Below are 12053 nucleotides of genomic sequence, written 5' to 3'. Positions count from 1 at the left end.
AGCTGGAGGATATATCTGGCATACAACAGGCTCTGGTAAGACATTGACCAGTTTTAAGACAGCCCAATTAGCTTCTGCCTTGCCTTACATAGACAAGGTGCTGTTTGTTGTTGACCGTAAAGATCTGGACTATCAGACGATGAAGGAATATGACCGTTTTGAAAAGGGAGCAGCTAACGGTAATACGTCCACAAGAGTTCTTCAAAGACAATTGGAAGACAGGGACGAAAAAGGAAATCCTCATGAATACAAAATCATTGTAACCACTATTCAGAAGCTGGATATATTTATACGTAAAAACAAACAGCATGATATTTATAAGAAACACGTGGTACTGATTTTTGATGAGTGCCACCGTTCCCAATTTGGTGAAATGCATCAAGCTATCACGAAGAGTTTTAAGAACTACCATATCTTCGGCTTTACGGGAACCCCGATTTTTGCTGCCAATGCTAGTTCAGGAGGTAACCCACTGCTTCGCACAACCGAGCAGGCTTTTGGAGAAAAACTGCATACTTATACCATTGTGGATGCCATCAATGATGGGAATGTTCTGCCTTTTAGAATAGATTTTATCAATACCATTAAGATGCCTGATTACGTTAATGATAAAAAAGTCTATAGCATAGATAGAGAAAAAGCCTTAGCAGATCCACAGCGAATCAGTGAAATTGTTTCTTACGTTCTTGAACACTTTGATCAGAAGACAAAGCGCAATAGTTATTACACATTCTCCGCGAAATGGGAAGAAGCAGATAAGCACAACCCTAAAAAGATGATTGAAAAGCGTGAAACAAGGCGAGTTGCCGGTTTCAACTCCATATTTGCTGCTGCATCCATCCCAATGGCAATCAGATACTATAATGAGTTTAAGAAGCAGATAGCACAAAAGAACCGTAACCTTACCATTGCAACTATTTTCAGTTTTAGTGCAAATGAGGAGGAGCCAGATGGACTGTTGCCTGAAGAGGATTTTAATATGGAAAACCTTGACCAGAGCTCCAGAGATTTTCTTGAGGCGGCTATCCGAGATTACAATTCCACATTTAGTACAAATTACGATACTTCCTCGGATAAGTTCCAAAATTATTATAAAGACCTCTCTCTTCGTGTAAAGAATCGGGAGATCGATATATTGATTGTTGTCAATATGTTCCTGACAGGCTTTGATGCAACAACCCTGAATACGCTATGGGTAGATAAAAACCTGAGACAGCATGGACTGATTCAGGCTTTTTCAAGAACTAACCGCATCTTAAACAGCGTTAAGACCTATGGTAATATCGTTTGCTTTAGAGATTTGAAAGAAGAAACAGATAAAGCTATTGCACTATTCGGCAATAAGGATGCTGGCGGTATTGTACTGCTAAAAACATACGAAGAATACTATAACGGCTATGATGACAAAGGTGAGTATAAGCCGGGCTATGCTGAACTGATTGCAACCCTTACAACACAGTATCCCCTTGGACAACCTATTCTCGGAGAAGAAGCGGAAAAAGACTTTATCAGGTTATATGGAGCAATACTCAGGCTCAGAAATATTCTTACTTCTTTCGATGACTTTGAAGGAAATGAGATTTTATCTGAAAGGGATTTTCAGGACTATCAGAGCATTTATATTGACCTGTATCAGGAATATAGAAAAGGTGCTGATGGTGACAAAGAAACTATCAATGATGACATAGTTTTCGAGATTGAACTGGTCAAACAGATAGAGGTAAATATTGACTACATCCTTATGCTTGTAGCCAAATATCAACAATCCAGCTGCAAGGATAAAACCATTCTTACGACCATTGATAAGGCTATCAATTCGAGTATTGAACTTCGAAGTAAGAAAGAACTTATCGAGCGTTTTATTGAGCAAGTCAATGTATCGACCAAAGTAGATGAAGATTGGCGTAAATTCCTCCATGAGCGTAAGGAAGCGGATATTTCAGCAATTATAGAAGAAGAAAAGTTAAAGCCTGAAGAAACCCGCCGATTCATCGACAATGCTTTCCGAGATGGGATACTTAAAACAACCGGTACAGCCATTGATAAAATCATGCCACCTGTATCTCGCTTTGGCGGAGGCAGAGCCGCGAAAAAACAAGGAATTATCGAAAAACTAATGTTATTCTTTGAGAAGTATTTAGGATTGATATAGATTAATATCAATCGCTAATTCAAAAATAATATCTTTATAAAAAACCAGTCACTTCAAGCATTCATGCCTGATTGTGACTGGTCTCTTTTTGCTCCGCTTGAAGCTGTTCATTTAAGTTTTTCTTCAATCCCTAAGTGAACGCTTCTTTTAGTCCCTTCTTTTTTTTCGCCCTTTTCAAGATAATGAGGGCAACCATCTATAGGAGTACCTGAAGAAGTTACTTGGGTTAAGGTACATAACCCTTCTTCTTGATATAAACATTTTTCTGAACAAGGAATGATCATGTTCAGAGCCTCCTTTTAGACAAAATTTATTTATACTATTATAACCAGTTATCCAATAAATATGATTTTTTTAAATGAAAGTGTACTTAGAGTGTATCAAAAGTGTTTGTATTCTGATACAATATACTTGTATAATAATATGGTAATAATATGGCATAGTACTGGTAGGGAGGTTTTATTATGGAAATAGGAAAGTTATCAAATCATGTTTTAAGTAAAATAGTATTCAATAATATAAAATATAAAAGAAAGGAAATCATTCAAGGGGCAGCTATAGGTGAGGATAATGCTATTATAGATTTTGGAGAAGAAGTTTGTATAATGTCTACCGACCCTATAACTGGAGCAACAAAAGATATAGGCAGACTTGCCATATATATATCTTGTAACGATGTGGCTAGCAGTGGAGCTGAACCAATAGGAGCTCTTTTGACTATTTTAGCGCCACCTTCTATAAAAGAAGAAGATATTGAGTTAATAATGAAGGAAGCAGGAGAAGCTGCGCAAGAGTTAAAAGTAGAAATTATGGGGGGACATACTGAAATTACTGATGCGGTAAATAGGGTGGTCATATCTACTACGGTTATTGGGAAACAAAAAAAGAAAAAAATGATCGATACAGGAAAAGTAAAATTAGGAGATAAAGTATTAATAACTAAATATGCTGGAATTGAGGGTACATCAATATTAGCCAAAGAATTAGAAGAGTGCCTAGAGGATAAAATGGATAAAGAGAAAATAATTGAAGCCAAAGATATGGGGAATATGATATCTGTAATAAAAGAGGGAATTATATGTGGAGAAATTGGAGTAAACTATATGCATGATATAACTGAAGGAGGAGTATTAGGTGCAGTTTGGGAAGGAGCAGTAGCAGTTAATAAGGGCATAAAGATATATGAAGAATTAATCCCTATGAAAGAAGTTACAAAAGAAATATCTGCAATTCTAAACATCGATCCCTATAGGTTGATTTCTAGCGGAAGTATGCTAATAATTGCATCGGAAGAACAGATAGGTACTATAGAAGAGAAATTGGAAAAGGAAGGAATTAAAGTTACTATTATTGGTGAAATAATTGAAAAAGATATTTTAATTGAAAGGGATGGAAGCCTAAGAGAAATAGATCCTCCAACTAGCGATGAACTATATAAAGCCCTTTCTATACTATAGTAAATATTACATTATGATTACAAAATCTCCATTTCGTTGACATAATTAGCAACCAAATGATATAAATAACATAAGCCATAATATAAACAGCAAAGGATGTGGAAAGGGGCAATTAAGATGAGGAAATGGAAAGTTGTTTTATCCTTATTATTGGTTTTTGTATTCTTGCATTCACCAACATTAGCAGCCAATAATAGCAGTCGTTTTACCGTAAGTATGGATGGAAGAAACTATGCTGTAAAGGAAGTTCCAGTAGTATTAGATGGACAAGCAGTTTTTTCGGATATTCCTACCTTTATTCATCCCACTAAAAACTATACTTTAGTTCCTATTAGATTTTTTGCAGAGCGTTATGGAGCTGAAGTTACTTGGGAACAAAAAACTAAAACGGCAACTGTAACACAAGAGAATAAAGAGATAAAAATTACAGTAGATAGTGAATACATCTATGTAAATGGCGAGAAAAAGCATATTGAGGGCGGCACTATACCTAAGCTTGTAACATTCTCCAACAAGGATTCAAGAACTATGGTACCCTTAAGATTAATAACTGAAGCCTTAGGATTTGAAGTAGGATGGGATAATTCTAAAAGAGTACCTTTTATCAATACTAAAGGCAATGAAGCTGAAGATGAAGATGAAGAAGAAAACATCAATAAAAAAGAAATAACCAATATATTAGTGGAAAAGGGAAGTACCAATAAACCGAAAGTAACCATAAAAGGAACAGATAAGTTAAACTATTCTACAGACTTACTTAAAAACCCTAATAGATTGGTTATTGATATCAAAGATTCAGTTTTAAATCTTAAAGATAGTATTCCCTTTGAAGATGGAGTAGGCAGAATAGAAGTAAACAGCAAGCCAATTAATAGGATAAACATATCTCAGTTTTCTTCTGACCCGGATGTGGTGAGAATAGTCTTCAATTTAACAGAAGATGTAGATTTTGATATAGTATCAGAGGAAGATGGTAAATCTTTTACTTTGTCTTTTGTAAATAGGGTAGAAAAAATTGAGAAACAAGTAATAGATGGCAAAGAAGCCCTTGTTATTGACAGTACAGAGAAGCCTGAGCTGAAAAGCTTTAAACTATCTAATCCTGAAAGGATAGTTGTAGATTTATTAGATTCTTCATTAGAAGGAGGAACTTTTTTTAACTACGATTATAATATAGGATTTATCGAAGGAATAAGAGTATCTCAATTTGTTCCAGACAACTTATATAAACCTAATGATAGAATAGTTAGATTAGTGCTAGATGTAAGAGATGGGATACAAGATTCTAATGTTAGAATTGATTGGAAGGATAATAAAATTGTAATTATTCCAGAGACTAATTTAGGTGAGGTAATAGACTACTCTATTAAGGGTATTGATAGAATAGTCTCAATTAATACTAAGGAGAAAACTAATTACGATTTGGAATATCATAGAGATGAAAACACTATGATAGTTACTTTACCATCAAATGTACTAGATATTGAAGAAGGCTTCCTAAGTATTATGGATGGTTTGATTAATGATATAACCATAAGGAAATCAGGAAGATTTTCTAAAGCTATACTCACTTTTAGAAGAGGAATTGAATATACGGTTTTATCTAGGGATACGGATGATAAAATCTCCATAAGTTTCAGGAAAGATGAGAATATTAAACCTTCTGATATGCTTATAGTAATAGATGCTGGCCATGGTGGTTCTGACCCAGGTGCTGTCCATAATAATACTCGGGAGAAGGATGTAAACTTAAATGTTTCTCTAAAGTTAAATGATGGGCTAAAGGATCTAGGCTACAGCACTATAATGACAAGAGACAATGATACTTTTATAGAATTAAAAGAAAGAGCAGCAATTGCCAACAGAAACCAGGCAGATCTATTTATTAGCATTCATTCTAATTCAATAGCAAATCCTAATATTTCAGGTGTACAAGTATTGTATCATTCTAAGGATAAAGCCAAGGTGAAAAAGGAAGAAACTCTAGCATTAGCAAAGATTATTATGGAGGAACTTGTTAATGGAACTGGGGCTCAGGATAAGGGATTAATACCTAGAGAAAATACAGTAGTAATAAGAGATACAGCAATGCCTTCTGTATTGATTGAACTAGGATTCCTTACTAATAGAGAAGAGGCTAGATTATTGAATGATGATACTTATCAAAATCTTTTGGTAGATTCCATTATAAAAGGAATAGAAAAATATCTTCAATTATATTAATATATTATATAGCGGGGAGCAATCTCCGCTTATTTTGATTAATTAGAGGTGATGTTATGAGTTTGGTACTTGGATATTTATTGATATTTTTTGCTAGGGTATCTGATGTTACATTGGCAACTATTAGGATGTTGATGGTAGTTCAAGGAAGAAAGATTCAAGCTGCTATTATTGGTTTTTTTGAGGTAAGCATATATGTGACAGCATTAAGCAAAGTTGTAAGTAGTCTAGACAATATAGGAAACTTATTAGCTTATGCTCTAGGGTTTGCTTGTGGAAACTATATCGGTATAATTATTGAGAATAGAATAGCATTAGGAAATTTAGCAGCACAGGTTATATTAAAAGGTTCCAATGAAAACAATATTGAATTAATAGAGACTTTAAGGGGAAATGGTTTTGGGGTAACAGCACTAGAAGGACATGGAAAAGAAGGTTCTAGAGAAATACTTCATATAGCAATAAATAGAAAGGACTTAAATAAGTTAAAAGATTTAGTTTATAGTTATGACGAAGATGCATTTATTATAGCTAATACCATTAGCCCTATAAGTGGAGGATACTTTTCGTCTATTAAAAAGAAATAAATAATCATAGTATCCCTTATCTTCTAATATAATGTAATAAAACATGGAGGGGGGTAAGGGATGGATAATAAGAGAGTTATTTTAATTCTATTAATATTGGTAATAGCAGTATCTATAGTTAGTTGCAAAGGGAAAGGAGGTTTTAAAAAGCTTTTTTCTAAGGATGATGAAATTGAAATAATAAGATCCGATGAAGATTATGAATTTGAATTAACAGAAGAAGATGGGATGAGAAAAACTGTATTCTATTTTAAAGACAAACAAGGACTGTTGGTACCTGTTATGAGAAGGATTCCATGGGAAGAAGGAATTGGGAAGCTTGCATTAAGAAATATGATAGATAGTCCTGAACTGAGAGAAAGTATTAGTTCTACCGGATTATTGCCCATTATACCAGCGGGTACGGAAATTAGAGGGATGGCAATAGATGAGGAAACTGGTATTTGTAAAGTTGATTTTAGTAAAGAGGTTCTTAATTATGAAACGGAAAAAGATGAAGAAAATTTGATTAAAGGTGTAGTATATACATTAACTGAATTTCAAGCTATTGATGAGGTACAGTTTTTAGTTGAAGGAGAGGTTCTTCCAAACTTAAAATATGGTTCAGATCTATCTAATCCTATAAAAAGAGAAAACATTAATTTAGCCGGTAATGGTGAAGAACAAAGGTCAAAAGTGGTAGTTTATTACAAAGGAAACAACTTTGAAGAAGATTTTGAGTATTTTGTTCCTGTTACAATACCTACATTAGCACCTGTACCAAATATTTATACTGCTTTAGAAACTCTATTTGATGGAGCACCAACAGAACTTGGCCTTAGTTCTGATATTCCTCAAGGGGCTAGCTTTCATGGTGTGGATATTAAAGATGGAGTAGCCTATGTAGATATTTCTTTTGATTATGGGGAACCACCCAATGATGATGAGATATTTAATAGTATGGCAAAGAATATTGGATTGACTTTAGGTGAATTTGAAGAAATAGAAAAAGTAGAACTACTTATAGATGGAAAGACTTTAGAGGAAGCAGGAATGGATTTCTACATAAATACTACTATACCTGCTTTTGCCAATGAATATTAAGCTGTCTAAAGGGCAGCTTATTTATTTTGGATTATGTCATAATTTCAAAAATAATCGAATCTGGAAAAATAATATTAAATTTGCTAAAATAATATTAACTAATAAGGGTATAATTAATCCATAGTAATAATAAAGACAAAAGGAGAAAATAATGACTAAAAGAAGACTAGTTTTATCTACAGGAAATATACACAAAGTAGAGGAAATAAAAAAAATATTAGAGGATTTACCATTAGAAGTGGTATCTAAGAATGATTTAGGATTAGCAGAGATTGAAATAGAGGAGAACGGTAAAACCTTAGAAGAAAATGCAATAAAAAAAGCTATTTCCTTGGCAGAAAAGTTAGAGAATATTGTAATAGCAGATGATTCTGGATTATTTGTTGAATATTTAAATGAAGAGCCAGGAGTTCATTCTGCAAGGTATTCAGGAACAAATGCAACTGATGAAAAAAATAATATTAAATTATTATATAGATTAGATGGAGTTCCTATGGAAAAGAGGAGGGCGTTATTTAAGACTGTAATTGCATTGGTAACTGAAAAAAAGGATATAATTACAGTTACTGGAGAATGTAGAGGATACATTGGTTTTGAACCTAAAGGCAAAGGAGGATTTGGCTACGATCCATTATTTGTAGTAGAAGGATATGATAGAACATTTGCTGAATTGGGAGAAGAGATAAAAAATAAAATTAGCCATAGGGCTAAAGCCTTAGAAAAACTAAAAGAAGAGATTACAAAAATATTAGAGGATGATTAGGATGAAAATAGTAGTAGTAAGTGATACCCATGGAAGAATAGAAGAATTTGTGGATGAAGTTAAGAACTTTAAAAAGGTAGATCTAATAATCCACCTTGGTGATTATGTAGAGGATGGATTGAATATAGAGAATAAAACAGGAATTAGGACTGTAATGGTGAAAGGAAATGGTGATTTTTTCTATCCTGAATATAAAGAAGATGATATATTAGAAATTGAGGGTAAAAGAATATTTTTAACCCATGGTCATCGATATAATGTTAGATATGGTATAGATAATCTACTCTATAAAGGGGAAGAGGTAAAGGCAGATTTAATATTATTTGGACATACTCATGTATCGACATTTTTCGAAGAATCTGGTATAATAGTGATGAACCCTGGTAGTCCTTCTATGCCCAGGGGGCTTAGTAGAAAGAAGACTTTCGGTATAATAGATATTAGCGATAAAATAAATATAAAAATTATTGAATTAAAATAAAAAGAAAAAATAAACTATTGACAATAGTAAAATAACCTGCTATAATTCTATATTGTCAGTCGATATTCGTGATATGAATGCGGGTGTAGCTTAATGGTAAAGCTCTGGCTTCCCAAGCCAGCCACGAGGGTTCGATTCCCTTCATCCGCTCCAAAGATGACAAACATGCACCTATAGCTCAGTTGGATAGAGCAACGGACTTCTAATCCGTGTGCCGGGGGTTCGAATCCTCCTAGGTGCACCAAAAAATTGTGGTGGATATGGCCTAGCTGGTTAAGGCGCCAGATTGTGGCTCTGGAGATCGTGGGTTCGAATCCCATTATCCACCCCATTTTTATTTAAATTTGACCCATTAGCTCAGGCGGTAGAGCACCTGACTTTTAATCAGGGTGTCCGGCGTTCGAGTCGCCGATGGGTCACCAGTAATATGCGGGAGTGGCGGAACTGGCAGACGCGCTAGACTTAGGATCTAGTGTCTTTGACGTGGGGGTTCAAGTCCTCTCTCCCGCACCATATAAAATTGGCGAGAGCCAATTTTTTTATTTGGAGGTAAAAATGAAAATAAAACTTATATATTTATTAGGATTATTTCTAATATTAATTTTTATTTATAACTATATTCAAATAAGTCAAATCTTTGTGAATGAATTGACTTTCCGCAACAAGAAGCTATCTAAAGCTTTAAGGATAACCCAAATTTCCGACTATCATTCTAATACTCATATTGATTTACAAAAATTATTAGATAGTATAACCCATTTTAATCCTCATATTATTGCTTTAACTGGGGATATTATAGATAGTACAACTGAAGATATATATCCTACTTTGGATTTGATGGAGAAATTAGTAAATATAAACCCTAATATATTTTTTGTAATTGGAAACCATGAATTGGGAAATAAAAATGGAGATAAATTTATTTCAAATCTTAAAGAAATAGGTGTTACTGTATTAGATAACTCGAGCCAGACTATTGAGGTAGAAGGCCAAAAGATAAGTATATGTGGATTGAGTTTTTACGCTACTAGTAACGACTATCAGGTAACTATGTCAGGCATAGATAGGGATAATTTTACCTTATTATTATCCCATTCTCCTAATAGACCTATATCTTATTCTAAAGGAATAGAAGATTTAACCATTGCAGGTCACACCCATGGAGGGCAAGTAAGATTGCCCTTAATAGGTGCAATTATATCTCCAGGGCAAAGACTTTTTCCTAAATACGATAAAGGTGTTTTTAACGTAAACAATACTATTTTATATATAGATAGTGGTCTGGGGAATAGTGTATTCCCTATTAGATTCTTTAATAGAGTACAGATAAGCAATATAACAATACAAACGACAAATGACAATTAAAAACATTTGACCTTGGCTTTAATTCCATTTATAATAGTAATAGAATAGATAAGCACCCTTAGCTCAGTTGGATAGAGTCGCTGACTTCGAATCAGTTGGTCGGGGGTTCGAGTCCCTCAGGGTGCGCCAAGTGGCTAAATTTATACGCTTGAATTATAAATAGATACACTGATTATCGGTTAAGCTTTTCGGTAGTCAGTGTATTTTTTATATATGGAGGTATGTACAGTATTCAGTTAAAAAATCCTAGTATTGAGCAGAAGATAATAGAGGAAAACAAAGTGGAAGAATAACCCTGAGAAGGGCTTTTTTATGTTTTTCTTATGAATATTTATAGAGAAATCCTTTAGACTAAATAATACAAAAATTGTTATCCAAAATAGTATAAAGGATGAAGAAAATGAACCAATTAATTAAGTATCCAATATTATTCATGATTGGCGGAATATGCTACTATTTTATAGAAGTTTTATGGAGAGGATACTCCTATATAGTAATGTTTATTCTAGGTGGTTTATGCTTTATATTAATAGGGTTAATAAATGAGCTTTATTTTGTATCTAAGAAATCCCTATTATTACAACAAGGGATAGCTTGTATAGTTATAACATTATTAGAGTTAGTCTTTGGTTTAGTTTTCAATGTAATGCTAGGCTGGAATATTTGGGACTACAGCAAACATAAAATTAATTTTATGGGACAAATATGTTTAAAATATACTATATTATGGTTTTTCCTTTCCTTACCTGCTATAATTCTTTACGATTACTTAAAATATTGGCTATTTGGAGAGGAAAAACCAAATTATAAATTTATTTAAGCTAGGTTATCCTAGCTTTTTTAATGTAATACAGCAGGGATTGCTTAAATAAAAATACTTGTATTTAGAATAGTAAAAAATTCATTAATAATCCATTTAATAATTGAAAGATGAAACAGTCGACTAAAGTAATCTTCAAAAATAAAAATAAGGAGGTTACATTTATGGCAAAAGTGTTTTTAGATGCAGGTCATGGAGGGAAAGATCCAGGTGCATTAGGTAATGGGTTAAAGGAGAAAGACATAAATTTATCAGTTACATTAAAAGTAGGAAATATATTAAAAAATCATGGGGTAAATGTAGGATATTCTAGGACAACAGATGTATTTTTAGAGTTGGCAGATAGAGCTTCAAAGGCTAATAATTTTGGTGCAGATGTGTTTGTATCCATACACTGTAATGCATTTGATGACCCCTCAGCAAAAGGAGTGGAAACATATAGCTATCCTGGCAGTACATCTGGAGCAAGATTATCTAAGGCAATTCAAGATAGCATAATTTCAAGTGGAGTTTATACTGTAAATAGAGGTACTAAGACTGCAAATTTTGCAGTACTTAGATTAACAAGGATGCCAGCAGCCCTAGTAGAATTAGCTTTTATTACTAATTCACAAGATGCCAATATTTTAAAAACTAGACAGGATGATTTAGCAGTGGCAGTGGCTAAAGGAGTATTAAATAATCTTGGAATACCATACAAAGGTGGTGGAACAACACTTTATAAGGTACAGGTAGGGGCATTTTCAATAAGAGCAAATGCAGATAATCTTGCAAATGAACTTAGAAATAAAGGATATAGCCCTATTGTAGGCACTGCAGGAGGGTTATATAAAGTACAAGTTGGTGCATTTAGTATTAGGGCTAATGCAGAAGCTTTAGTTGATGAATTAGAATCTAAAGGATATGAGGCAATAATAGTAATAAGTTAATGATGTTTTAATGGATAGGTGAAAACCTGTCCATTTTTTTATATTTATAAAAAAATTATTACACTATTATCCAGCAGCTGAATATAGTAGATAGAGTCCAGCTAAGAATTGTCAATAGTAAAATTTAAAATCACTAATAAATATTTCAATCAATTCTAGCTAAAAAAGGGTAAACTTAATAGGCCTTCTAAAA

Annotated in this window: 11 protein-coding genes and 6 tRNA genes; 16 read left to right on the top strand and 1 reads right to left on the bottom strand. The window is 33.4% G+C overall.

The window, feature by feature from the left end:
* On the top strand, window positions 1-2152 hold a 2152-nt coding region (locus tag C3E89_RS06615), incomplete at its 5' end, for a type I restriction endonuclease subunit R (RefSeq protein ID WP_236911672.1).
* Between the two features lie 107 nt (window positions 2153-2259).
* Here C3E89_RS06615 and C3E89_RS06610 read toward each other — a convergent pair.
* The gene (locus C3E89_RS06610; protein ID WP_236911671.1) at window positions 2260-2436 is read right to left on the bottom strand and encodes a hypothetical protein; all 177 of its coding nucleotides are present in this window, start codon (window positions 2434-2436) and stop codon (window positions 2260-2262) included.
* 180 nt (window positions 2437-2616) lie between these two features.
* On the opposite strand from C3E89_RS06610, the gene C3E89_RS06605 reads away from it, so the two are divergent.
* The 15 genes from C3E89_RS06605 to C3E89_RS06535 all read left to right on the top strand — a co-directional run bounded on the left by C3E89_RS06605 (window position 2617) and on the right by C3E89_RS06535 (window position 11860).
* Window positions 2617-3609 carry an AIR synthase family protein gene (locus tag C3E89_RS06605; protein WP_236911670.1) on the top strand — a complete coding sequence of 331 codons (993 nt, stop codon included), beginning with the start codon at window positions 2617-2619 and terminating at the stop codon, window positions 3607-3609.
* Window positions 3610-3726: 117 nt separating this feature from the next.
* Window positions 3727-5832 (top strand): N-acetylmuramoyl-L-alanine amidase family protein, encoded by a 2106-nt coding sequence (locus tag C3E89_RS06600; RefSeq protein ID WP_236911669.1) that lies wholly within the window; start codon window positions 3727-3729, stop codon window positions 5830-5832.
* 56 nt (window positions 5833-5888) lie between these two features.
* The gene (locus C3E89_RS06595) at window positions 5889-6419 is read left to right on the top strand and encodes a DUF2179 domain-containing protein (RefSeq protein WP_236911668.1); all 531 of its coding nucleotides are present in this window, start codon (window positions 5889-5891) and stop codon (window positions 6417-6419) included.
* 60 nt (window positions 6420-6479) lie between these two features.
* Complete coding sequence (locus C3E89_RS06590; RefSeq protein ID WP_236911667.1) at window positions 6480-7502, top strand: GerMN domain-containing protein; 1023 nt, start codon at window positions 6480-6482, stop codon at window positions 7500-7502.
* 151 nt (window positions 7503-7653) lie between these two features.
* Window positions 7654-8265, top strand: a complete 612-nt coding sequence (locus C3E89_RS06585) for an XTP/dITP diphosphatase (protein ID WP_236911666.1) — start codon at window positions 7654-7656, stop codon at window positions 8263-8265.
* Window position 8266: 1 nt separating this feature from the next.
* Window positions 8267-8746: a metallophosphoesterase gene (locus C3E89_RS06580; protein WP_236911665.1), complete on the top strand. Its 480-nt coding sequence runs from the start codon at window positions 8267-8269 to the stop codon at window positions 8744-8746.
* Between the two features lie 79 nt (window positions 8747-8825).
* Window positions 8826-8899: transfer RNA gene (locus C3E89_RS06575), tRNA-Gly, on the top strand.
* 14 nt (window positions 8900-8913) lie between these two features.
* Window positions 8914-8990: transfer RNA gene (locus tag C3E89_RS06570), tRNA-Arg, on the top strand.
* Between the two features lie 10 nt (window positions 8991-9000).
* Window positions 9001-9077: transfer RNA gene (locus tag C3E89_RS06565), tRNA-His, on the top strand.
* A 15-nt stretch (window positions 9078-9092) separates the two neighbouring features.
* Window positions 9093-9168 (top strand) — tRNA-Lys (locus tag C3E89_RS06560).
* A gap of 7 nt (window positions 9169-9175) precedes the next feature.
* A tRNA-Leu gene (locus C3E89_RS06555) sits at window positions 9176-9259 on the top strand.
* Window positions 9260-9301: 42 nt separating this feature from the next.
* On the top strand, window positions 9302-10111 hold the full coding sequence (locus C3E89_RS06550; protein WP_236911664.1) for a metallophosphoesterase: 810 nt from the start codon (window positions 9302-9304) through the stop codon (window positions 10109-10111).
* Window positions 10112-10163: 52 nt separating this feature from the next.
* Window positions 10164-10240: transfer RNA gene (locus C3E89_RS06545), tRNA-Arg, on the top strand.
* Window positions 10241-10511: 271 nt separating this feature from the next.
* Window positions 10512-10931 (top strand): putative ABC transporter permease, encoded by a 420-nt coding sequence (locus C3E89_RS06540; protein ID WP_336512935.1) that lies wholly within the window; start codon window positions 10512-10514, stop codon window positions 10929-10931.
* Between the two features lie 164 nt (window positions 10932-11095).
* Window positions 11096-11860, top strand: coding sequence for an N-acetylmuramoyl-L-alanine amidase (locus C3E89_RS06535; RefSeq protein ID WP_236911662.1), 765 nt, complete (start codon window positions 11096-11098; stop codon window positions 11858-11860).
* Window positions 11861-12053: the final 193 nt, after the last annotated feature.

The organism is Clostridium sp. Cult1, assembly GCF_021655095.1.
In the GTDB taxonomy this organism is placed as follows: domain Bacteria; phylum Bacillota; class Clostridia; order Tissierellales; family Tepidimicrobiaceae; genus Schnuerera.
Note: the sequence above shows the minus strand (reverse complement) of the source record. Positions and strands in the feature narration are given on the sequence as shown.